This window comes from Halomonas sp. H10-59, assembly GCF_040070555.1.
In the GTDB taxonomy this organism is placed as follows: domain Bacteria; phylum Pseudomonadota; class Gammaproteobacteria; order Pseudomonadales; family Halomonadaceae; genus Halomonas; species Halomonas litopenaei.
The window spans coordinates 615,724-637,357 of record NZ_CP098828.1 but is presented as its reverse complement, the minus strand read 5'-3'; the positions used below and the strand labels follow the sequence as shown (position 1 = coordinate 637,357).

Annotated in this window: 21 protein-coding genes and 1 pseudogene; 20 read left to right on the top strand and 2 right to left on the bottom strand. The window is 65.5% G+C overall.

Annotated features, from left to right (window positions below; all coding sequences use genetic code 11):
* Nucleotides 1-23 precede the first annotated feature (23 nt).
* The 6 genes from secF to NFG57_RS02915 all read left to right on the top strand — a co-directional run bounded on the left by secF (nucleotide 24) and on the right by NFG57_RS02915 (nucleotide 6,689).
* Nucleotides 24-947 carry a protein translocase subunit SecF gene (secF, locus tag NFG57_RS02940; protein ID WP_045992759.1) on the top strand — a complete coding sequence of 308 codons (924 nt, stop codon included), beginning with the start codon at nucleotides 24-26 and terminating at the stop codon, nucleotides 945-947.
* A 245-nt stretch (nucleotides 948-1,192) separates the two neighbouring features.
* Nucleotides 1,193-2,248 (top strand): CNNM domain-containing protein, encoded by a 1,056-nt coding sequence (locus tag NFG57_RS02935; protein ID WP_222515670.1) that lies wholly within the window; start codon nucleotides 1,193-1,195, stop codon nucleotides 2,246-2,248.
* 117 nt (nucleotides 2,249-2,365) lie between these two features.
* Complete coding sequence (locus NFG57_RS02930) at nucleotides 2,366-3,211, top strand: ABC transporter substrate-binding protein (RefSeq protein ID WP_348815322.1); 846 nt, start codon at nucleotides 2,366-2,368, stop codon at nucleotides 3,209-3,211.
* Between the two features lie 262 nt (nucleotides 3,212-3,473).
* Complete coding sequence (locus NFG57_RS02925) at nucleotides 3,474-4,583, top strand: hypothetical protein (protein ID WP_348815321.1); 1,110 nt, start codon at nucleotides 3,474-3,476, stop codon at nucleotides 4,581-4,583.
* Entirely contained in the window at nucleotides 4,573-6,174 is a 1,602-nt protein-coding gene (locus tag NFG57_RS02920; protein WP_348815320.1) for an AMP-binding protein, read from the top strand. Before NFG57_RS02925 ends, NFG57_RS02920 begins: the two co-directional genes overlap by 11 nt.
* Entirely contained in the window at nucleotides 6,171-6,689 is a 519-nt protein-coding gene (locus NFG57_RS02915; RefSeq protein WP_045992755.1) for a TRAP transporter small permease, read from the top strand. The genes NFG57_RS02920 and NFG57_RS02915 overlap by 4 nt, the downstream gene beginning before the upstream one ends.
* Here the strand turns inward: NFG57_RS02915 and NFG57_RS02910 are convergent.
* Entirely contained in the window at nucleotides 6,623-7,078 is a 456-nt protein-coding gene (locus NFG57_RS02910; protein ID WP_348815319.1) for a hypothetical protein, read from the bottom strand. The two genes, NFG57_RS02915 and NFG57_RS02910, sit on opposite strands and share 67 nt — an antisense overlap.
* Nucleotides 7,079-7,785: 707 nt before the next feature.
* On the opposite strand from NFG57_RS02910, the gene NFG57_RS02905 reads away from it, so the two are divergent.
* The 3 genes from NFG57_RS02905 to NFG57_RS02895 all read left to right on the top strand — a co-directional run bounded on the left by NFG57_RS02905 (nucleotide 7,786) and on the right by NFG57_RS02895 (nucleotide 9,812).
* Nucleotides 7,786-7,956 (top strand): hypothetical protein, encoded by a 171-nt coding sequence (locus tag NFG57_RS02905; RefSeq protein WP_348815318.1) that lies wholly within the window; start codon nucleotides 7,786-7,788, stop codon nucleotides 7,954-7,956.
* 74 nt (nucleotides 7,957-8,030) lie between these two features.
* A complete protein-coding gene (gene dctP / locus NFG57_RS02900) occupies nucleotides 8,031-9,077 on the top strand; it encodes a TRAP transporter substrate-binding protein DctP (protein ID WP_348815317.1) in 1,047 nt (348 codons plus the stop codon).
* A 75-nt stretch (nucleotides 9,078-9,152) separates the two neighbouring features.
* Nucleotides 9,153-9,812, top strand: coding sequence for a GntR family transcriptional regulator (locus tag NFG57_RS02895; RefSeq protein WP_045992752.1), 660 nt, complete (start codon nucleotides 9,153-9,155; stop codon nucleotides 9,810-9,812).
* A 121-nt stretch (nucleotides 9,813-9,933) separates the two neighbouring features.
* Here the strand turns inward: NFG57_RS02895 and NFG57_RS02890 are convergent, their stop codons facing one another.
* Nucleotides 9,934-10,758, bottom strand: a complete 825-nt coding sequence (locus NFG57_RS02890) for an inositol monophosphatase family protein (protein ID WP_045992751.1) — start codon at nucleotides 10,756-10,758, stop codon at nucleotides 9,934-9,936.
* A 243-nt stretch (nucleotides 10,759-11,001) separates the two neighbouring features.
* Between NFG57_RS02890 and trmJ the strand changes: the two genes are divergently transcribed.
* From trmJ to hisS, 11 genes and pseudogenes are all read left to right on the top strand, one after another.
* Nucleotides 11,002-11,844 carry a tRNA (cytosine(32)/uridine(32)-2'-O)-methyltransferase TrmJ gene (trmJ, locus tag NFG57_RS02885; RefSeq protein WP_348815316.1) on the top strand — a complete coding sequence of 281 codons (843 nt, stop codon included), beginning with the start codon at nucleotides 11,002-11,004 and terminating at the stop codon, nucleotides 11,842-11,844.
* A 203-nt stretch (nucleotides 11,845-12,047) separates the two neighbouring features.
* Nucleotides 12,048-12,830: pseudogene (gene cysE, locus NFG57_RS02880) on the top strand (serine O-acetyltransferase); the annotation flags it as partial.
* Between the two features lie 371 nt (nucleotides 12,831-13,201).
* A complete protein-coding gene (locus NFG57_RS02875; RefSeq protein WP_045992750.1) occupies nucleotides 13,202-13,672 on the top strand; it encodes an Rrf2 family transcriptional regulator in 471 nt (156 codons plus the stop codon).
* Nucleotides 13,673-13,713: 41 nt separating this feature from the next.
* On the top strand, nucleotides 13,714-14,874 hold the full coding sequence (locus NFG57_RS02870) for an aminotransferase class V-fold PLP-dependent enzyme (protein ID WP_213228215.1): 1,161 nt from the start codon (nucleotides 13,714-13,716) through the stop codon (nucleotides 14,872-14,874).
* A 125-nt stretch (nucleotides 14,875-14,999) separates the two neighbouring features.
* Nucleotides 15,000-15,326, top strand: a complete 327-nt coding sequence (locus NFG57_RS02865; protein WP_045992748.1) for an iron-sulfur cluster assembly accessory protein — start codon at nucleotides 15,000-15,002, stop codon at nucleotides 15,324-15,326.
* 208 nt (nucleotides 15,327-15,534) lie between these two features.
* Nucleotides 15,535-15,960 carry a nucleoside-diphosphate kinase gene (gene ndk, locus NFG57_RS02860; protein ID WP_348815314.1) on the top strand — a complete coding sequence of 142 codons (426 nt, stop codon included), beginning with the start codon at nucleotides 15,535-15,537 and terminating at the stop codon, nucleotides 15,958-15,960.
* A 100-nt stretch (nucleotides 15,961-16,060) separates the two neighbouring features.
* Nucleotides 16,061-17,188 (top strand): 23S rRNA (adenine(2503)-C(2))-methyltransferase RlmN, encoded by a 1,128-nt coding sequence (gene rlmN / locus NFG57_RS02855; RefSeq protein WP_108448518.1) that lies wholly within the window; start codon nucleotides 16,061-16,063, stop codon nucleotides 17,186-17,188.
* Between the two features lie 120 nt (nucleotides 17,189-17,308).
* Nucleotides 17,309-18,040, top strand: a complete 732-nt coding sequence (gene pilW / locus NFG57_RS02850; RefSeq protein ID WP_348815312.1) for a type IV pilus biogenesis/stability protein PilW — start codon at nucleotides 17,309-17,311, stop codon at nucleotides 18,038-18,040.
* Nucleotides 18,041-18,071: 31 nt separating this feature from the next.
* Complete coding sequence (locus tag NFG57_RS02845) at nucleotides 18,072-19,151, top strand: helix-turn-helix domain-containing protein (RefSeq protein ID WP_348815310.1); 1,080 nt, start codon at nucleotides 18,072-18,074, stop codon at nucleotides 19,149-19,151.
* A gap of 9 nt (nucleotides 19,152-19,160) precedes the next feature.
* Complete coding sequence (gene ispG / locus NFG57_RS02840) at nucleotides 19,161-20,273, top strand: flavodoxin-dependent (E)-4-hydroxy-3-methylbut-2-enyl-diphosphate synthase (protein ID WP_045992780.1); 1,113 nt, start codon at nucleotides 19,161-19,163, stop codon at nucleotides 20,271-20,273.
* A 60-nt stretch (nucleotides 20,274-20,333) separates the two neighbouring features.
* Entirely contained in the window at nucleotides 20,334-21,617 is a 1,284-nt protein-coding gene (hisS, locus tag NFG57_RS02835; RefSeq protein WP_261395062.1) for a histidine--tRNA ligase, read from the top strand.
* Nucleotides 21,618-21,634: the final 17 nt, after the last annotated feature.

The following is a 21,634-nucleotide window of genomic DNA, read 5'->3' as shown; positions in this document are numbered from 1 at the left end:
CTTGCACACAACGGGGAGAGGGTATGAAACGCCTCACCAACCTGAATCTCGACTTCATGGGCCAGCGCAAGATCGCCTTTGCCATATCGGCGATCCTGATCCTGGTCTCGCTGGTGTCGCTGGTGGTGCAGGGCCTGGCCCTGGGCCTCGACTTCACCGGCGGCACCCTGGTCGAAGTCCGCTACGCCACCGCCCCGGCGCTGGACAGCGTGCGCGGCGCCCTCGAGGGAGCCGGCTTCAATGACATCTCGGTACAGACCTTCGGCGCCGCCAATGAGGTGTTGATTCGTCTGCAGCAGACCTTCGAGGCCAACGTCGGCGACCAGGTCGTGGGCCTGCTGGCCCAGGGCGGCGCCCAGGTGGACCTGGTGCGTGCCGAATTCGTCGGTGCCCAGGTCGGCGGTCAACTGCGTGACCAGAGCGGTCTCGGCATGCTCGTCGCCCTCGGCGTGGTCATGCTCTACGTGGCCTTCCGCTTCCAGTACAAGTTCGCCATCGGCGCACTGCTGGCACTGGTCCATGACGTGATCATCGTGGTCGGCGCCTTCTCGCTGTTCCAGATGGAGTTCGACCTGACGGTGCTGGCCGCCGTGCTGGCGGTGATCGGCTACTCGCTCAACGACACCATCGTGGTCTATGACCGTATCCGCGAGAATATCCGCAAGTCGCGTATCGACGACATGCCGGCGATCTTCAACGAGGCGATCAACCAGACCCTGTCCCGCACCCTGGCGACCTCCGGTACCACCCTGCTGGTACTGCTGGCGCTGGCCTGGCTCGGTGGCGACATGATCCACAACTTCTCGGTGGCCCTGCTGATCGGTATCGGCGTGGGTACCTTCTCGTCGATCTACGTGGCGGCGGCCCTGCTGATCAAGCTCAAGCTTCAGCGCCGCGACCTGATCCCGGAGAAGAAGGAAGACGCCGAGGAAGAGCAGCTGCCCTGATATCACCGCAACTGCCCCTCGAGGCCCCGTCGTGGATCATCCACGGCGGGGCCTCTTGCTATCCGAGGTCGGTGTCCGATCACGGCGAGCCGGCAACGCTGTCGGCGGCCTCTCAGTTCACTTCGAAAACCATGCCGCAACGCGAGATAGGTCGTTTCCTTCCAGAAAATGCCCGCCTTCACTTGCCCTGGCCAGCGCCCCCTTTCATGCTTGTCATCCACCCCATTAAAACGTGACGAGGCCGCATGTTCCTGCTGATCGCCTTTGCCGTACTGTCCATCGGCGCCTCCTTCCTGTGTTCGGTACTGGAAGCGGCCATCCTGTCGCTGACACCGAGCTATATCGCCCAGGTCCAGGAGACCAACGAGCCGCTGCACAAGAAGCTGAACGCCCTCAAGCGGGATATCGATCGCCCGCTGGCGGCTATCCTGACGCTCAACACCATCGCCCACACCGTTGGCGCCACCGGCGTCGGCGCCCAGGTCGCGGTGGTCTTCGGCGAGGCCTGGCTGGGCGTCGCCTCGGCGGTGATGACGCTGGCCATCCTGATCCTCTCGGAGATCATTCCCAAGACCATCGGCGCCACCTTCTGGCGCCAGCTGTCGCCCTGGCTGCCGCCCATCCTCAACACCCTGATCCTGCTCCTCAAGCCATTCATCTGGATGTCCGAACAGATCACCCAGCGCATCGGCGGCAATGCCGCCGACACCGACATGCGTGGCGAGATCAAGGCGCTGGCACGTATCGGCCTGGACGAGAAGGCACTGGACCAGGACGAAGCCAGAACCATCACCAACATCCTCAACCTTCACGAGATCAAGATCAGCAAGGTGATGACGCCAAGAACCGTGTGCGTCACGGTGCGCCCATCGATGACCGTGGCCCAGTTCGAACAGGAACTGGTGCGCTCGCCGTTCACCCGCTTTCCGGTGATGGACGGCGGCGAGCAGGCCATCGGCTATGTGCACAAGGCCGACGCCTACCAGGCGGATGAATCCGTGGACATGAAAGAGATCATGCAGGACGCCCCCTCGGTACAGGCCGACGACAGCGTCGAGCATGTCTTCACCATGATGCTCAGGGATCGTCAGCATCTGGCGGTGGTGTATGACGACCATGGCACCTGGGTGGGGCTGATCACCATGGAGGACGTGATCGAGACGGTGCTCGGCCAGGATATCGTCGACGAGACCGACAACGTCACCAATATGCGCAAGTACGCCAAGCAGCGCTGGACCCAGCGTCGACAAGGCAGGTCAGCCAAGACAGACTCCGGCGACCCGGCCAGCCAGGGTTCCTGAACCCAGCGCCAGGGAGCGTTCGCCAGTACGCAACGCAACGTAGCACGGCGACGCTCCCCCTTTGCCCGAGCATTTGCGATAACATCTCCATTGAAAATGATTATCAATGGAGAAAGCATGTACAAGCCTCTCGCCATCGCCACCCTGCTCAGCGTCACTGCCCAGGCCTGGGCGCAACCGGTGCCGGAAAGGGTCGCCGCCCTCGACTACGCGGCCCTGGACATCCTCGACAACCTGGCGCAGCGCGAGCGTATCGCCGGTGTCGCCCAGGCAACGCTTCCCGACTATCTGTCCGACTATGCCGACGACGCTTTCACCGACGTGGGCACCCTCAAGGTCGCCGACATGGAAGTCCTTGAGTCGCTGTCACCCGACGCCATCCTGATCAGCGGGCGCCTGGAAGCCGAACGCGAAAATCTGGAAGCTCTTGCCCCTGTCTACGCCGTGGCGACCGAGGGCGAGGACGCCTGGGACCAGCTCGAACATCGGGTCGACGATCTGGCTGCGCTGTTCGATGCACAGCAAGCGGGTGAGCAGGCGCTTGCGGACCTGCGCCAGGCGCTCGATCAGCAGTTGGCCGAGATCAACGGGACGCCGAAGGTACTGGTGGTCGTCCACAACGACGGAAAGCTTATCGTCCAGCACAACGCCGTCGTGCATGACCTGATGGGACTGGCCTCGCCTGAACTTCCCGAGAACGTCGAGAGCGTGACGCGTGGTGAGCGTACCTTCACGCCGCTGACGCCGGCGCAGATCGCCGCCACCCAGCCCGACCTGGTGTGGGTGGTGGACCGCAGCGCCGCCATCGGCCAGACGCCTCTCGATGTCGAGGCGCTGACGCAGGCCGTCGGTGACGATCTGGCGATCGCCGTCGGCTCGCCGCGACTCTGGTATCTGGCCGGCCAGGGCCTGGACAGCACCCGCCTCCAGGTCGAAGAGGTGGTGGCCGCGCTGGCGCCCTGACCACGGTCGCACCGAACTCACTGCACCAACAACGAATGACGCCCCCGCGGCCAGGCCGCGGGGGCGTCGTCGTTGGCGGGGCCAGAGCCGCACCGGCTCTCCACAGCGGCCATCCGATGCCCCCGTCCAACCGCCATGAATCGCCCCCTCCAGCGGCCTAATAGCCGCTACCTCCTGGGAGGTATGGCGCACCAGGGCATGCCATCTAGCCTTAAATGGCATACCAGACAACCCACCAGGCATGCCGAAGGTGACGTACACCATGACCTCTCATCTGCTTCAGGACATCGCTCCCCAGACTCCGCTGTCGGATCCGCTCTCCCCGGCCGCAGCACAGAGTGCCGTGATCGAGCTTGAAGGGACTCGCCTGGTCGCCGTTACCACCCTACCGGAGCGTGCCAGAGGCGCCATCGGCAAGCGGGAAACCGCGATCTTTCGCCAGGCCATCGCCACGGCCAGCGAACATCGCCTGCCGCTGATGATGCTGATCGACTCCGCCGGTGCCAAGGTCGACGAAGGCGTGGCGGTACAGGGCGACTTGCGAGCCCTGATAGGAGACCTGCTGGTCGGACGCCAGCGCATCCCCGGGGTCCTGGCGGTGCTGGGGCACAATACCTTCGGCGGTGCCAGCCTGGTGGCCATGTGCGCCGACCAGCGTCTCTACACGCCAGCCAACCGTCTGGCGATGAGCGGGCCTCGCCTGCTGTATGCCCGCAATCTCCACCAGCACCGAGTGGACGCCGTCATCTCGGCGGCGTCCCGACTCAGGCGCGATCCCGCCGGCCATGCCACCAGCGGAACACCGACAGCGCTGCGCAACGACATCGCCAGGTGGCTCGCCTCGTCACGTCGAATCGACCTCAATGTCGGTTCCGCTACTGAATCCGTCGCCACCTTGCCGTCAGCTCGGGTAAGCCGGTCGCAGCAGGAGCAGCACGCTTGGATCACCTGCCACGGAAGCGCCCCGCCGGATCACCTGGATCTTGCAGACCTTGCTCAGGCAATCCAGCGCCTCCCCGCTGGGCTTTCGCTGATCCTGCGCTGCCAGTGGAGCTGCCACAGCCTGAGGGCCATCGATGAAGCCAGGCTACAGAGCCTGGCGCTGGTGCGCCTGGCCAGCACCATCGAGCACCGAGTGCGCTCGGGTGCCGCCGTTGAGCTGGTGATCGATGGTGAACTCTCAGGTGGCATCTATCTCGCCCTCGCCGCCTGCGCAAGCCAGGTGAGACTCACCGCCAGAGGACGCGTTCGCAGCCTGCCCTCACGGGTGGCCGCGCTGATCACGCCTAGAGGCGATCATCCACAAGCCAGCGCCGAACACCTCCACGCGCTTGGCATCATCGACACCCTGGAGGCCTGGGATGAACACTGAGGCCAGCTGCCGCAACGTCTTTCGGATGTTTCAGGATGTCGCCGAGCGGGTGGGGCATGGACCCTTGCTGACCACAGCGCCATTCAACAGGGCCTCCAGCGGGGCTTCCAACAGAGCCACCAGCGAGCCTTCCACCACCCTGTCCTACGCCGACGCCATGGCCCAGAGTGCCCGCCTGGCCCGCGCCCTGACAGCGCTCGGTGTCAGGCCGGGGGATCGCGTCGCCGCCCAGGTCGACAAGTCCCCGCAAGCCTTGCTGCTGTACCTGGCGGTGTTGCGTCAGGGCGCCATCCATCTGCCACTCAATACCGCCTATACCGCCACCGAGATCGCCTATTTTCTGAGTGACGCCGCGCCGGTGCTCTATGTCGCCTCCTGCGCGTGCATGGCCGCGAGCGAAGAAGCCTTGAACCGCCACCCCAATATCCAGCGGCTCACCCTGGAGGCGGACGGCACTGGCAGTTTGATGACACTCGTGTCGGAGCAGGCCGAGCGCCACCGAGTCCAGCCTCGTCGAGGCGACGACGTCGCCCTGATTCTCTACACCTCCGGCACCACCGGCAGCCCCAAGGGGGCGATGCTCACCCACGCCAACCTGGCCAGCAATGCCAGGGCGCTGACCCGACTCTGGGAGTTCGGCTCAAGCGACGTGCTGATCCACGCCCTGCCGCTGTTTCATGCCCACGGCCTGGTCATCGCCACCCACTGCGTGCTGCTGTCCGGCAGTCGCATGCACCTGCTGCCGCGCTTCGATGCCGATACCGTGGTTCACCTGCTGCCCGAAGCCACGGTGATGATGGGCGTCCCTACCTACTACAGCCGGCTGCTGGAGCACCCTGACCTCAGCGCCGCGGCCACCTCGGGGATGCGTCTTTTCGTCTCGGGCTCCGCGCCCCTGAGCGAGGCCACCGCCAGACGCTTTCACGCCTTGACCGGGCACACCATCCTGGAGCGCTACGGCATGACCGAGGCCACCATCATCAGCTCCAACCCGGTGGTTGGCGAACGTCGCCTCGGCTCGGTGGGCCTCCCCATCGAGGGCGTCAGCCTCAGGATCACCGATGACCACGACACCCCGCTCGCCAGCGGCAACGTCGGACACCTCCAGATCAAAGGCCCTGCCGTGATGAAGGGCTACTGGCGGCAGCCACAGAAGACCCGCCAGGAGTTCACCCCTGACGGCTGGTTTCGCACCGGCGACAACGGCCGTATCGATGAGGATGGCTACCTGACCATCGTTGGTCGCAGCAAGGATGTGATCATCAGCGGGGGGTACAACGTCTACCCGGGCGAGGTCGAAGCGCTGCTCGACGCCATGGAGGAGGTCAGTGAATCCGCGGTGATCGGGCTGCCCCACGCCGACTTCGGCGAAGCGGTGACCGCCGTGGTGGTGGCGGCCGCTGGCGCCACCCTGGACGAAGATGCCATTCGCCGCCGTCTGCGCGATGTACTGGCCGCCTACAAGGTTCCCAAGCGGGTACTGGTCGCCGACGACCTGCCACGCAACACCATGGGCAAGGTGATCAAGGCCGAGCTCAGGGACAACCATCGAACCCTCTACCTTGGCCGCTCGGCCGAAGGTGCCTCATGAATCCCTTCCTCCGGCTGTGCCGCACCCTGGGCGATGCCGGCTTTTTCGCCGCCCTGCTGATCATGGTGTTCCTGGTCGCTTCGATCATCTGGGAGGTCATCAGTCGATACCTGCTGGGGGCTCCCACCGTCTGGGTCACCGAGGTCTCGGGCTATCTGGTCTCCGGCATCCTGTTCATGGCCATCGCCCGGGTCTATCGGGAAGGCGGTCATGCCCGCATGTCGCTGCTGGAGGGACGGCTGTCGATCGCCGCCCAGAACCGTCTGGGGCTGGTCGTCGACGGCTGCACCCTGGTGTTCGCGGCCTTCGCCTTCTGGGCCACCCTGGAACTCGCTCTCCTGTCCTATCAGCTCAACTGGCGGTCCTCGACCACCCTGGCGGTACCGCTGTATCTGCCCCAGTCGCTGATGCCGGCGGGCTCCGCGATCTTTGTGCTGGAACTGATCGCTCAGATCCACCAGAAGCTGGCGCACTTCAAGGCGCCCGCCACCGACGAGGACGGACCCACGCCATGATGATTTTCAGCGTCGCCCTGAGCCTGGCCATCCTGTTGATCCTCGGCGTCCCCGTGGCCTTCGCCCTGGGGCTCGCGGCCCTGGTGGGCATCATCTACCAGGGTGGCCTGGCCGCCAGCCTGGCCATGTCCGACATCATCTGGGGCACCACCTCGGAGTTCGTACTGGTAGCCATACCGCTGTTCGTGCTGATGAGCGAGATCGTCAACGTTTCCGGGGTGGGCCGCGACCTGTTCGAAAGCGTCGACAAGTGGCTGGGACGCCTGCCCGGCGGCATCGCCATCAGTGCCATCGTCGCCGGCGCGATCTTCGGTGCGGTCAGCGGCACCGCCGTCGGCGTCGCGGCAGTCATCGGCAGCGTCGCCATCCCGGAGATGCTCAAGCGCCACTACAGTCCCGAAATGGCCACCGGCACCGTCGCCGCCAGTTCGGGGCTCGGCATGATCATTCCTCCGAGCCTGCCGCTGATCATGTACGGTGTCGTCACCGAAACCTCGATTGCCGAGCTGTTTTCCCACGCCATTGTGCCGGGGCTGGTGATCACCGCGCTGTTCGCCTCTTACGTCTGCGTCGTCCAGGGCCTGTCAGGCAAACGGGCGTCGACGATCGGTTTTGCCGCCGATCTGGGCTGGATCAGGTCACTGCTCCAGGCCGGCCCGGTCATCGCCCTGATCGTGGTGGTCATCGGCAGCATCTATCACGGTATCGCCACCCCTACCGAAGCGGCCGCCATTGGCGTCGGCGGCGCACTGATCATTGCCCTCGGGCGCAGGGGCCTGACGCGAAAGAGCCTGACCACGGCGCTGATCAAGGCCACCCGCACCAGTTGCATGCTGCTCGCCATCCTGGCCTCGGCGATGCTGTTCAGCTATGCGCTGAGCAACGCCCAGCTACCCCAGCAGCTTGCCAGAGTGGTGGTGGAGGCCGAACTCGGCGCCTGGACCTTCTTCCTGCTGGTCATGCTGATGCTGTTCGTTCTCGGCACCCTGCTCGATGCCATCTCGTTGGTCATCATCGCCGTGCCCATCGTCTTTCCTGCGATCCTCGCCTACGGCTTCGACCCCGTCTGGTTTGGCGTGGTGGTGATGGTCAACATGTGCTTCGCGGTGATTACACCCCCATCGGCCTGTGCCTCTACGTGGTCAGGGACTGTGTCGAGGGCATCCGAATCAGTCAGGTGGTGCGCGGCGCCCTGCCGTTCATCGCCCTCTACGTCGTATCCATCGTCATCCTGTGCGCATTTCCCGAACTGGTCACCGGTCGCTGACCCAGTGATGTCCCGCCCCTTGCGACCGAGCTTACGTCCGAGCTCCGCCGGACCTTCCTCAAGAGGACAACAAGATGAAACCCTCCCTCTGCTGTCGTCGCTTCATCTCACCCCTGCCCCCCGCGCCGTCCCCCACCCTGGCCATCGCCCTGACGACGGCCCTGGTCGCGGGGTTGCTCACCACGACCACGACCCAGGCGGCGGAAACCCTGCGTCTGGGCCACTACTTTCCCGCCGAGGACTTCCGCGGGCGTACCACCCAGTACCTGGCCGACCAGCTCGACCCGACACTGCTCGAAATCGACGTCTTCCCCTCGGAATCCCTGGTCAAGGGACGCGACGGTCTGATGGGCACGGCACGCGGCACCGTAGATCTGTACAGCCTGTTCGGCGGCTACGTGGTGGGTACCGTGGGCATGATGAAGATCTTCACCGTGCCGTTTCCGCCCGACTCCCTGGACGACGCCGACGTGCTGGCCTTCGCCAACGACCCGCGCGTGCTCGAACCGCTGGGCGAAGCCTTTGCCGCCTCCCAGGTCAAGCTGCTGGGGTTCATCAACTCCTCCGGGCAGACCACGCTGTTCCTGGCCGAGTCGATCGACGGGCTGGATCAACTCGAAGGTCGCAAGATCCGTGGCGTGGGCGGCTACACCGACCCGGCGCTCGAAGACCTTGGCGCCACCGTGGTGTTCATGAGTGCCGCCGAGCAGTTTCTGCAGCTTCAGACCGGCGGCGTCGATGGTGTGATCACCACCGATTCCTCCTACGTCAATCTCGGGCTCTCCGAGGTCGCCCCAGTAGTGCTTGCGAGCTCGATGGTGCGCACGCCCTATCCGCTCATCATGAACCTGCGCAAATACAATGGACTGAGCCAGGACGCTCGCGACGAACTCCATCGGGCGGTCGAGGCCACCATCGAGTGGTCGAGCGCCAACTTCACCGAGGAGTCCGAACGTCTTCGCCAGGCGGTCGATGAACAGGCCGAGACGGTGTACACCTTCAGCGAGGAGGATCTGGCGCTTGCCGACAGCCTTCGCGACAAGTACCTGTCGGCGTATATCGAGGAGTTCGGCGAGTCCGCCGGTGCGCTGGTGGAGGTCTACCGCAGCTATCTCCAGTAATCTCGACCGCGGCATCCGGCAAGACGACGTCCGGGTGCCGCCCTCTGTCCACGTGTCTACTGCAGGGACCGCTCGATGGCATCGCCCACCAGGACCACCGAACACATTCGCCAGCAGCTGGAGGATCGCATCCTGCGGGGCAGCTATCCGCCCGGACACCGGCTGAACGAGCGCGACCTGGCCGCCGAGTTCGCGGTCTCTCGTACTCCCGTCCGTGAGGTCATTCGGATGCTCACCTCCGAGGGCCTGGTCGAACACCGGGCCAACCAGGGCGCCTTCGTCCGGCGCAATTCGCTCAAGGATATTCTCGACATGTTCGAGATGCTGGCGCTGCTGGAGTCCTCCGCCGCCAGGCTCGCCGCGCGCCAGAGCACCGCCGATGACATTCCCCCATTGCTGCAGGCGGCCCAGGAAACCATCGACACCGCGGCAATCACCGCCGAACGTTACACCAGCGCCAACAGGGCGTTCCACGAAGCGATCTATCGCCTGGCCGCCAACGAGACCCTGGCCGGCCAGATCACCGACATCCGACGCAAGATCGAGCCCTATCGCGGGCACATCCACCGCATCGCCGGCATGCGCAGCATGTCGGCCGAGGAGCATCTCGAAATCGTCTCGGCCATCGCCGACAAGCGTGAGGGAGCGGCGGCGGATGTGATGTTTCACCACCTGGACATGCAGCGAGCGGAGTTTTCCGGCTTCGTGTTCTCGCTGACCAAGGCGCTGGCCTAGCCCGCGCCATGGCGGCGACCAACGGCCGGCACCACAGACGACAACGCCCCCGCGGCCAGGCCGCGGGGGCGTTACTGTGACGGCGTCACGATCACCGCTCGCTCGCGCGAGCGGTGCCGAATCAGTCCTCTTCGGGCTGACTGGGCGCGGTATGCACGTGGGGCGCAAGCTGCTTGATCAACGCCTTGAACAGGCGCGGGTTGGCGGCCATCAGGGCGCCTTCGATACGCACCGAGGGCTGGCCATCCGGGGTGCCAATCAGGGCACCGGACTCCTTGAGCAGCAGCGAACCGATGTCCAGGTCCTGCTCCTCGACTCCCAGCACGAAGGCGGCGTCGGCACGACCGGCGGCCAGACGGGCCATGTCGAGCAGGCCACAGGCGCTGGCTTGAAGCTGTTCGGCCTGGGGGCCGAGCTGCTGCACCAGGGTCAGGTAGGTCGGCAGAAAACGCGAGCGCAGGTAGGTATCGGGAAGCCCCAGCGACAGGCGGGCGCCAGCGGCGCTCTTGATCTTGGACACACGCAGACGCTTGCCATTGAGCTGGGCGCCACGGCCACGGCTGGCAAGGTATTCGTCATCGCTGAAGGGGCAGATCACCACCGCGTGCTCCGGACGGCCCTTGATCAGACATACCACGGACAGGGCGAACTCAGGGGACGCCACACTCAGGTTCGAGTAACCGTGGAAGGGTTCGATGCGCCACAGGATATCCGCGCCTTCGCCTTCACCGGCACGGTGGGGCGTGTAGCGACCGACGACCCCGTGCTGGGGATAACCGCGGGTCAGCTGGCGGGTAATCAGGGATTCGGCGTTGCGAGCCGTGTCCTCGAGCAGACGGTCGAGGTTGTGCTCGTCGTGGGCATTCTCGATTCGTTCGCGAATGCGCAGAAACTGTTCGCCGGCGCTGCGGGCAGCGCGCAGGGCGTACTGGACCATCGGATGCATGATCGGGCCTTGGGAGTCGGTGGTGTTAAAGAACGGAGTCGACGTGGGTAACTGACTCGGCGCGAATCCTAGCAGACCACGGGCATGAATGCCACGCACTTCGCCCCAGCGCGCATCTACCCATGCTAGACTGGCGCCCCTGGCGCTGCCGACCGGTCCGCCATCAGCGCCCTTGCATCGGTCATTGAATGGACCACTGCACCAACCACCGCATCAACCCGCCGCGTCGTTACAGGATCTTCCATGCTCGAGCGCATTCGCATCGTTCTCATCGGCACCAGCCACCCCGGCAATATCGGCGCCACCGCCCGCGCCATGCACAATATGGGACTCGCCGATCTGGCCCTGGTCGCACCACGCTGCGAGGTCATCACCGCCGACAGTGTGTCCCGCGCCTCCGGAGCGGACGCCCTGGTCCACGACGCTCGGGTGGTCGACAGCCTCGAGCAGGCGGTCACCGACTGCACCCTGGTGGTGGGAGCCAGTGCGCGCTCGCGCACCTTGCCCTGGCCGATGATCACCCCGCGTGAGCTGGGCGAGCGTCTGCCCGCCGAGCTGGCCACGCCCGAGGCCCGCATCGCGCTGGTCTTCGGCCGCGAGGACAGCGGCCTGTCCAACGCCGAACTGCAACGCTGCCACGCCCACGTCCACATCCCCACCAATCCCGACTTCAGCTCGCTGAACCTGGCCGCGGCGGTGCAGGTGCTGGCCTACGAATGCCGCCTTGCCTGGCTGGCCCAGGCCCAGACCCAGACCCAGAATAAGCCAGGCCCGGCACAGGACGATGAGGAAGAAGCGCAGCCACTGGCCAGCCACGAGGAGCTGGAGCACTATTTCGCTCATCTGGAACGCGCGCTGATCACCATCGGCTTCCACGACCCGGCGAAGCCTCGCCAATTGATGGCCAGGCTGCGCCGAGTGATCCTGCGCTCGCGCCCCGAACGCATGGAGCTCAACATCCTGCGTGGCATCCTCAGTGCCACCGAGAAGGCCGCAGGCGGCCAGGCGCTGGGCGCCCGCGAAAGCGAGCCGGAATTACAGCAAGAACATGACACGCACCAGGGCCAGAAGCCGACCCAGGACTAGCCCGAACCGACAACAGAACCAACAGCAGAACCAACAGCAGAACCAACAGCAGGATCAGCGCCAGGCCGGCGGCTCTGGAGCGACACGGCGTCCACCATCGAGCCGCTGAGCTTAACCAGATCACTGACTCGACAGGTGGCAGGCTTGAATGGCCCACCACCAGCCCCCACTATGATTCTCTTGACCGACTCAGGGACCGCCGCATGTTTCAACGCCTACGCGAAGACATCAACAGCGTATTTGCCAGGGATCCGGCGGCGCGCAACTTTCTTGAAGTCCTGACCAACTATCCTGGCCTTCACGCATTGCTGCTGCACCGGATCTCCCACCAGCTGTGGAAGCGCAATCTCAAATGGATCGCGCGTACCCTGTCGACGCTGGGCCGCTGGTTCACCGGCATCGAGATCCACCCCGGTGCCACCATCGGCCGGCGCTTCTTCATCGACCACGGCATGGGCGTGGTGATCGGCGAGACCACCATCGTCGGCGACGATGTCACCCTCTACCAGGGCGTGACCCTGGGCGGCACCAGCTGGAACAAGGGCAAGCGTCACCCGACCCTGGAGGACGGCGTGATCGTCGGTGCCGGCGCCAAGATTCTCGGCCCCTTCACCGTCGGCGCTGGCGCCAAGGTCGGCTCCAACGCGGTGGTCACCAAGGAAGTCCCGGCCGGCGCCACCGTGGTCGGCATCCCCGGCAAGATCGTCCAGCGCCGCGACCCGGACAGCGACCCGGGCCTCGAGGTCGACCCGGCCCGTCGCGAGGCGATGTGCCAGAAATTCGGCTTCGACGCCTACGGCATGAGCCAGGACATGCCCGACCCGGTGGCCAAGTCGATGCAGGCCATGCTCGACCATATGCACGCGGTGGATGAACGCATCAGCGGCATGTGCAAGACCCTGAGGCAACTGGACCACAGCTACCGCGACGGCCAGATGCCGGAAATTCGCGACGAGGACTTCGCCGAGATACTGGAAGACGTCGACCGCGCCTGCGCGCCGGTGATCGGGCGTGACGCCAACGCCGATATCCTGGGCTCCGACACCGCCACCAGCGGCAACGAAAGCGCCAGCGGCAATGAAGACGTCGGGCCAGGCATCTCCGACCAAGGCACCTCCGACCCAGACACCTCCAACCAAGGCACCACCGACAAGGACAGTGCCGGCGGCAGCGAGACGGCCAATGACGCCGAGCACGGGGCCGAGCGGGAAGACGAGGCGACGACGGCACGGCGCCAATAGTTGACCACGACACTCGGTCTTTCCCATAATATCGCTTTGATCCAAGCGTCGTCGGCTACCGACCACGCCCACACTTTCCGGACCGCCGACCCATGTCGGCGTCGAGGGTTCGCCCCATGCGCCTGACCACCAAGGGACGCTACGCTGTCACCGCCATGCTCGACATGGCGGTCAACGCCGACCAGGGCCCGATCTGCCTGGCCGACATCGCCCGGCGTCAGCAGATCTCGCTGTCCTACCTCGAGCAGCTGTTCGCCCGCCTGCGGCGCGCCGGCCTGGTCGACAGCGTGCGCGGGCCAGGCGGTGGCTACCTGCTGGCGGAGCCGGCAGCGTCCATCTCGGTGGCCCGGGTCATCGATGCGGTCAAGGAGTCGGTGGACACCACCCGCTGTGGCGGTCTGTCCGACTGCCAGAAGGGCGACACCTGCCTGACCCATCACCTGTGGTTCGAGCTGTCCGAGCGCATCCAGGACTTCCTCGACGGCGTCACCCTGGGCGAGCTGGCCGAGCGCCAGGAGATCGCCGAGATCGCCGGGCGTCAGCGCCGTCGCCAGCACAACGACGACATTGTGACCTCGGCGCCCTGAGCTAGACTTTCGCCCCTCTGCCCGCCAACGATGACATCGCCATGACTTCACCCGTCTATCTCGACTACGCCGCTACCACCCCGGTCGACCCCCGTGTCGCCGAGGTCATGAGTCGGCACCTGACCCTCGAGGGCACCTTCGCCAACCCGGCGTCGCGCAGCCATATGCCCGGCTGGCTGGCCGAGCAGGCGGTGGAAAACGGCCGGCGCCAGGTCGCCGACCTGATCAAGGCCGACCCGCGAGAGATCGTCTGGACCAGCGGCGCCACCGAGGCGGACAATCTGGCCATTACCGGCTTCCTCAGGGCCAACCGCGACAAGGGCCGCCACCTGGTCACCTCCATCATCGAGCACAAGGCGGTCATCGATACCGCCAAGGCGGCAGAGCGAGAGGGCTTTGACGTCACCTGGCTGACGCCCCAGGCCGACGGAAGCGTCAGCCCTGGCCAGCTGGCCGAGGCCATGCGCCCCGACACCGTGCTGGTATCGCTGATGGCGGTGAACAACGAACTCGGCACCATCAATGACATCGCCGCCCTGGCCGAGGTGGCCCATGACCACGGCGCCATGATCCACGTCGACGCGGCCCAGGCGGTGGGCCGCATCGACCTCGACGTGGGGCGAAGCAAGGTCGACATGATGTCGCTGTCCGGCCACAAGGCCTATGGCCCCAAGGGCATCGGCGCGCTCTATGTGCGGCGTAGCCCCGATCTTCGCCTCGAGGCGCTGATCCATGGCGGCGGCCACGAACGCAGCATGCGTTCCGGCACCCTGGCGACCCACCAGATCGCCGGCATGGGCGAGGCCTTCGCGCTGGCGGCGAACGAAGGCGAGGCCGATCAGGCGCGCATCCAGAGCCTACGGGATCGCCTGCTCGAGGCCATCGCCGATCTCGACGGCGTGCACTGCAACACCCGCCTCGAGGCCTCGGTGCCCAACATCATCAACCTCGGCTTCGAGGGCGTCGACGGCGAGTCGCTGCTGATGGCGCTGCGCGACATCGCCCTGTCGACCGGGTCGGCGTGCAACTCGGCCAGCGTCGAACCGTCCTACGTGCTCCAGGGCATCGGGGTGCCGCGCCGCCTGGCGCTGGCCTCGCTGCGCCTGAGCATCGGACGCTTCACCAGCGAAGACGACATCGACCGCGCAGGCCAGGCCCTGCGCACCGCGCTGATTGGCCTGCGCCAGCGCGCCATGCCGTGAGGCCTGAGCCCCGCGCCATGCCTTGAGACATGCCTTGAGAACATCACCCTTCGACAGGCAGCGCACGACAGAGACAGTTTCGGTGACTGCCGCCCAGGCGGCAGCGCCCGACCCAGGAGAATGATATGGCACACCTGAAGATCACCCCCGCCGCGGCCGACCAGATCCGCCGCGTGCTCGACGAGCGAGGCCAGGGGCTTGGACTGCGGGTCTCGGTCAAGCCCAGCGGCTGCTCCGGCTACAGCTACGTCCTCGACTTCGCCGACGACGTCCAGGCCGACGATGCCCTGTTCGAGGAACACGACGCTCGGGTCTATGTCGCCCCGGAAGCGCTCGAGATGCTCGACGGCAGCGAGGTCGACTACGTCAACGAGGGGCTGAACCGGTTCTTCCGCTTCAACAATCCCAACGTCAAGGACGAGTGCGGCTGTGGCGAGAGCTTTACCGTCTGAATTCGCCGTGATAGCGGCAGGACTCGCCGGCGCAGCGACGAACAATTGTGTTCAAGGCGCCACGAGGACGCTATAATCTGCGCTCTTCGGCGCAACACGCCGCATCGCTTCGTTTTCCCGCGTCGCGCCGCCCCGGTCCCCGGGGCGGCGCGACGCCATCTACCTGGCATCCATGCCCACTTCCTGGGCCCAACTACTGGAGAGTTTCATGGCTACAGAGCGCACTCTGTCCATCATCAAGCCCGACGCCGTCGCCAAGAATGTCATCGGCGAGATCATCACGCGCTTCGAGAAGGCCGAACTGAAGGTCGTCGCGGCCAAGATGATTCACCTGTCCCAGGAGCAGGCCGAAGGCTTCTACGCCGAGCACAAGGAACGCCCCTTCTTCGGCGACCTGGTGTCCTTCATGACCTCTGGTCCGGTCGTGGTGCAGGTGCTGGAAGGTGACAACGCCATTGCCAAGAACCGCGAGCTGATGGGCGCCACCAACCCGAAGGAAGCCGACGCCGGCACCATCCGCGCCGACTTCGCCTCCTCCATCGACGCCAATGCCGTCCACGGCTCCGACTCCCCCGAGTCCGCCGAGCGCGAAGTGAGCTACTTCTTCGGCGCAGACGAGATCTGCCCGCGCTAAGGGCGTCGGGGTCCGACCCTCGTGATTGCGGCCCCATCGGTGAACGGATGCCCCTGGCATCCGTTCGCTCCTTTCTGCCCACCGACCCGCTGAACCTGCCATGACCACCACCGCTGCTCCCCAACGCGTCAACCTGCTCGGCATGACCCGAGAAGAGATGGAAGCCTTCTTCCTCTCCATCGGCGAGAAGAAGTTCCGTGCCGCCCAGGTGATGAAATGGATTCACCACGAAGGCGTCGACGATTTCGCCGCCATGACCAACCTGTCCAAGGCGCTGCGCGCACGCCTCGAGGAAACCGCCGAGGTACGCGGTCCCAAGGTCGTCTATGAAGGCGCCTCCAAGGACGGGACGCGCAAGTGGGTAGTGGAGGTCGAGGACGGCAGCTACGTCGAAACCGTGCTTATCCCCGCCGACAACGGCAAGCGCCGCACCCTGTGTGTGTCATCCCAGGTCGGCTGCTCGCTGGACTGCAGTTTCTGCTCCACCGGCAAGCAAGGCTTTCAGCGTAACCTCACCAGCGCCGAGATCATCGGCCAGGTATGGGTCGCCTCCAACAGTGGCGGCTCACGCAAGGACAGCGCCAATCGTCCGGTCACCAACGTGGTGATGATGGGCATGGGCGAACCCTTGATGAACTACGACAACGTCGTGCCGGCGATGAAGCTGATGCTCGACGATCAGGGTTACGGCCTGTCGAAACGCCGTGTCACCCTGTCCACCTCCGGGGTGGTACCGATGCTCGACCGCCTGGGCGACGAACTCGACGTCAGCCTGGCGATCTCGCTGCACGCCGCCAATGATGCGCTGCGCACCGAACTGGTACCGCTCAACCGCAAGTACAACATCCGCTCACTGCTGGACGCCTGCCACCGTTATCTGGCCAAGTGCGACGACACCCGCCAGGTCACCATCGAATACACGGTGATCAAGGACGTCAACGACCAGCAGGAGCATGCCCGTGAACTGGCGGAGCTGTTGAAGGAACTGCCCTGCAAGATCAACCTGATCCCCTTCAACCCCTTCCCCCATTCCGGCTACGAGAAGCCCTCCCGCAACCAGGTGATGCGCTTCCAGCGCTGGCTCTACGAACTGGGTCATACCGCGCCGATCCGTTCGACCCGGGGCGATGACATCGACGCCGCCTGCGGCCAGCTGGTAGGACGGGTCAAGGATCGTACTCGTCGTCACGAACGCTACATTCAGTCGATCCAGATCGACGCCGACTGACCCTGCCGTCTTGACTTCATTCCGGCACGGCGCTTTGATATTCGGGCCTTTTCCTGCCCACGGGCGGGTGTCGCCAGACGCCTTCCCGCCACGGCCAAGCAGCGGGAGTACGACAACGCCATGACGTGCCAGGCAGACAGCTCAAGCGCCGGCCTGCGCGGCCTGGTCATCGGACTGGCCATCGCGCTTCCCCTGACGCTTGCAGGCTGCGCCGTCGCCGTGCCCCAGTCCGACGAGTCTCCCGCCGTCGCCTATCGCAACCTCGGCGAAGCCTACCTGCGCCAGGGCAACCTTCCCCGCGCCACGGCGGCACTCGATCGCGCCGTCTCGCTCGATCCCGATGACGCCGCCGCGCTGCAGGCCCTGGCACTGATTCACCAACGCCAGGGGGAAGCGGCGCTGGCGGACGAGTTCTTTCGACGCGCCCTCGATGAAGACCCGAACTTCACCCGGGCACGCAACAATTACGCCGCCTTCCTGTATGATCGGGGGCAAACCGGTGAGGCCTGCGAGCAGCTTGAACAGGCCAGTCACGATATACACTATGCCCACCGGGCCCAGCTGTTTGCCAACCTGGGACGCTGCCGGTGGGAACTCGGCGAGGTCGAGACGGCCAGGGCGGCGCTGGAGCGATCCCAACGCATCGACTCGAGCCTGCCCGCGAGCCACTTGACCCTCGCCGAACTGGAATACGCACAGGGCAACCTTATGCGCGCCCGATCACAGCTGGATCGCTTCGTGAGCCAGGCGGGATGGACCACCGCCGCCAGGCAGCTTGCCGCTAGCCTGGGAGACGCCGACATCGGCGCCCGGTCATCGGCCGAACCCGACCAGCCTTCACGCGCGCTTTGATCACTGTTTACACGATGAAGGAAGCTCAGCCATGAGCGACAGTCAGTACACCGACTCCGAGGTCTCCTTGTCCAAAACGCCCTCCGGGGACGCCTCTCCCGGCGCCTTGCTGTGCCATGAACGAGAGAGCCAGGGGCTGACCCGCGAGGAAGTCGGGGCAGCCCTCAACCTCCGTCCCGCCGTGATCGAGGGGCTGGAGATCGACAACTACGATGAAGTGCCGGTGGTGACCTACCGACGCGGCTACCTGCGCAGCTACGCCCAGTTGCTCGGCGTCGATGTCGGCCGGGTGATGGCGCTGTACGAAGCGCGCATGGGCAACGAGGAAGTCGAGCGCAAGGTCACCCCGGTGTACATCAACAAGCCCCCCTCGCGCCTGGGCGCCTGGCTGTTTCGGCTGATGACCCTGGTGGTCATCGCCGGCCTGATCGGGCTGACCCTGATGTGGTGGCAGAGCCGTGGTGGCAGCGAGCCGCCCGAGGTCAGCGACAACGGCCCGGTCTCGGTGGACACCATCGACGGCAACGCCGCGGTCAGCGACGAGGGCACCGAGGGCGACGACAACCTGCCCCCGCTGCCCGCCGAGGACAGCGAGATGGGACTGGTCGATGGCGAGCAGGCCAGCGCCGACAGCGCTGCAGAAAGCGCCAGCGCCGAGCCTGGCGCCTCGACGCCGAGCACCGTGGCTGCCACCGAAGCGGCTGCCGCCGAAGCCAGCGAGCCCGCTGACGCTAGCGCCAACGACAGCACCGACCAGGCTGCAAGCGCTGGTGCCGACGACGCCAGCGACGAGCAGACAGCTAGCGTCGACGATGCCCAGGGCGCCGAGGATGAGGACGCCGCCGAGGCCGCGTCGGCTGCCGACAGCCGTCGTATCCTCAAGCTGACCTTTAACGAGCAGTCCTGGACCGAGATCTTCGACAGCACCAATACCCGTGTCTTCGTCGGCCTGCAGTCCCCGGGCACCGAAGCCACCGTGGAGGGCGAGCCGCCCTTCCGCATGACTGTCGGCAACGCCACCGGCGTGGAGTTGTTGTGGGGCGGAGAAACCGTCGACCTGCAACAGCGCGCCGGCAGAAACAATGTCGCCCGCTTTACCCTGGGAGAGTGATTGATCGCCATGCATTCGCACTCACCGATCAAAAGACGCCAGTCACGCCAGATTCATGTCGGTTCGGTACCGGTCGGGGGCGACGCTCCCATCTCGGTGCAGAGCATGACCAACACCGACACCCTGGACGTCGAGGCCACCCTTGGCCAGATTCGTGCCCTCGAACAGGCCGGCGCCGATATCGTACGCGTCTCGGTGCCGACCATGGACGCCGCCGAGGCCTTCGGTCGCATCAAGCAGGGCACCCAGGTGCCGCTGGTGGCCGACATCCACTTCGACTACCGCATCGCCCTGCGCGTGGCTGAGCTCGGCGTCGACTGCCTGCGCATCAATCCCGGCAATATCGGCCGTGAAGACCGCGTCCAGGCGGTGGTCTCCGCCGCCCGTGACAACGGTATCCCGATCCGTATCGGCGTCAACGCAGGCTCGCTGGAGAAGGACCTGCAGAAGAAGTACGGGGAACCGACGCCGGCGGCCCTGGTCGAATCGGCGATGCGCCATATCGATCACCTGGATCGCCTCGACTTTCCCGACTTCAAGGTCAGCGTCAAGGCCTCCGACGTGTTCATGGCGGTGGCCGCCTACCGTGACCTGGCCTCACGCATCGAGCAGCCGCTGCACCTGGGTATCACCGAGGCAGGCGGTCTGCGTTCGGGCACCGTCAAGTCCTCCATCGGCCTTGGCATGCTACTGATGGACGGTATCGGCGACACCATCCGGGTATCGCTGGCAGCGGATCCGGTCGAAGAGGTCAAGGTCGGCTTTGACATGCTCAAGAGCCTGCGCCTGCGGGCCAAGGGCATCAACTTCATCGCCTGCCCGAGCTGTTCGCGTCAGAACTTCGACGTCATCAGCACCATGAACGCCCTCGAAGAGCGCCTCGAGGATGTGATGACGCCGCTGGACGTGGCCGTCATCGGCTGCGTGGTCAACGGCCCCGGCGAGGCCAAGGAAGCCGACCTGGGCCTGACCGGCGGCACCCCGGCCAACCTCGTCTACATCGACGGCAAGCCCGCCAGCAAACTGCGCAATGACCACCTGGTCGACGATCTCGAGGCGCTGATTCGCCAGAAGGTCGCCGAGAAGGAAGCGACAGAACGCGACGTCATCGCTCGCCTGTAACGCTCTCGCCCGGTGAGGCCGGGCGAGGGCCGTGACTACGGCGAGACCAAGGAGCAAGTTTTGAGCAAGAAGATCCAGGCCATCCGTGGCATGAATGACCTGTTGCCCGACGCCTCGCCGGTGTGGCAGTACTTCGAGTCCCAGGTTCAGGCGCTGATGAAGCGCTACGGCTACAACGAGATCCGTACCCCTATCGTCGAGCAGACGGCCCTGTTCGCCCGCTCGATCGGCGAGGTCACCGACATCGTCGAGAAGGAGATGTACACCTTCGAGGACCGCAACGGCGACAGCCTGACCCTGCGCCCCGAGGGTACCGCCAGCGCGGTTCGCGCGGCGATGGAACATGGCCTTCTGTACAACCAGACCCAGCGGCTGTGGTACACCGGCCCGATGTTCCGCCACGAGCGCCCGCAGAAGGGCCGCTACCGTCAGTTCCATCAGGTCGGGGTCGAGACCTACGGCCTGGAAGGCCCGGACATCGACGCCGAAGTCATCTTGCTGTCGGCGCGTCTGTGGAAGCAGCTCGGCCTGTTTGATCACGTCACTCTGGAGCTCAATTCGCTGGGCTCCAACGAGGCGCGCGCGGCCTACCGCGACACCCTGGTGGCCTACTTCGAGCAGCACCGCGAGGTCCTCGACGAGGACTCGCTGCGCCGCCTGACCAGCAACCCGCTGCGTATCCTCGACTCGAAGAATCCGGCCATGGCCGAGATGCTGAGCCAGGCGCCCCAGCTGATGGATCACCTGGATCAGGAGTCCCGCGAGCACTTCGAGGCGCTGACCGCGCGCCTCGACGCCGCCGGCATCGACTACGTGATCAACCCGCGCCTGGTGCGCGGTCTCGACTACTACTGCCGCACCGTGTTCGAGTGGACCACCGACGCCCTCGGCAGCCAGGGCACCGTGTGCGCCGGCGGACGCTACGACGGCCTGGTCGAGCAACTCGGCGGCAAGCCGACCCCGGCGGTGGGCTTCGCCATGGGCATCGAGCGTCTGATCCTGCTGCTCGAGACCCTGGACATCGTGCCGCAGGAGGCCCGTGCCCCGCTCGACGCCTACGTGCTAGGCATGGACGCCAGCACCGACGGCGACGCCATGGCCCTGGCCGAGCGCCTGCGCGATGAACTGCCGGCCCTTGGCGTGCAATTGCACTGTGGCGGCGGCAGCTTCAAGAGCCGCATCAAGAAGGCCGATCGCAGCGGTGCCCGCCTCGCCCTACTGATCGGCGAAAACGAACGTGAAAACGGCCAGGTGGCGATCAAGTTCCTGCGTGACGACCGCGAACAACGCGTGGTCGAGCAAGCGTCCTTGGCCACCACCCTGACGAGCCTGCTGTCCGAGTGACGGCACGACCATTAGAA

Excerpts from the sequence above, each read along its gene's own strand:
- secF (WP_045992759.1), top strand. The coding sequence starts at position 24 with ATGAAACGCCTCACCAACCTGAATCTCGACTTCATGGGCCAGCGCAAG.
- NFG57_RS02935 (WP_222515670.1), top strand. The coding sequence starts at position 1,193 with ATGTTCCTGCTGATCGCCTTTGCCGTACTGTCCATCGGCGCCTCCTTC.
- NFG57_RS02930 (WP_348815322.1), top strand. The coding sequence starts at position 2,366 with ATGTACAAGCCTCTCGCCATCGCCACCCTGCTCAGCGTCACTGCCCAG.
- NFG57_RS02925 (WP_348815321.1), top strand. The coding sequence starts at position 3,474 with ATGACCTCTCATCTGCTTCAGGACATCGCTCCCCAGACTCCGCTGTCG.
- NFG57_RS02920 (WP_348815320.1), top strand. The coding sequence starts at position 4,573 with ATGAACACTGAGGCCAGCTGCCGCAACGTCTTTCGGATGTTTCAGGAT.
- NFG57_RS02915 (WP_045992755.1), top strand. The coding sequence starts at position 6,171 with ATGAATCCCTTCCTCCGGCTGTGCCGCACCCTGGGCGATGCCGGCTTT.
- dctP (WP_348815317.1), top strand. The coding sequence starts at position 8,031 with ATGAAACCCTCCCTCTGCTGTCGTCGCTTCATCTCACCCCTGCCCCCC.
- NFG57_RS02895 (WP_045992752.1), top strand. The coding sequence starts at position 9,153 with ATGGCATCGCCCACCAGGACCACCGAACACATTCGCCAGCAGCTGGAG.
- NFG57_RS02890 (WP_045992751.1), bottom strand. The coding sequence starts at position 10,758 with ATGCATCCGATGGTCCAGTACGCCCTGCGCGCTGCCCGCAGCGCCGGC.
- trmJ (WP_348815316.1), top strand. The coding sequence starts at position 11,002 with ATGCTCGAGCGCATTCGCATCGTTCTCATCGGCACCAGCCACCCCGGC.
- NFG57_RS02875 (WP_045992750.1), top strand. The coding sequence starts at position 13,202 with ATGCGCCTGACCACCAAGGGACGCTACGCTGTCACCGCCATGCTCGAC.
- NFG57_RS02870 (WP_213228215.1), top strand. The coding sequence starts at position 13,714 with ATGACTTCACCCGTCTATCTCGACTACGCCGCTACCACCCCGGTCGAC.
- NFG57_RS02865 (WP_045992748.1), top strand. The coding sequence starts at position 15,000 with ATGGCACACCTGAAGATCACCCCCGCCGCGGCCGACCAGATCCGCCGC.
- ndk (WP_348815314.1), top strand. The coding sequence starts at position 15,535 with ATGGCTACAGAGCGCACTCTGTCCATCATCAAGCCCGACGCCGTCGCC.
- rlmN (WP_108448518.1), top strand. The coding sequence starts at position 16,061 with ATGACCACCACCGCTGCTCCCCAACGCGTCAACCTGCTCGGCATGACC.
- pilW (WP_348815312.1), top strand. The coding sequence starts at position 17,309 with ATGACGTGCCAGGCAGACAGCTCAAGCGCCGGCCTGCGCGGCCTGGTC.
- NFG57_RS02845 (WP_348815310.1), top strand. The coding sequence starts at position 18,072 with ATGAGCGACAGTCAGTACACCGACTCCGAGGTCTCCTTGTCCAAAACG.
- ispG (WP_045992780.1), top strand. The coding sequence starts at position 19,161 with ATGCATTCGCACTCACCGATCAAAAGACGCCAGTCACGCCAGATTCAT.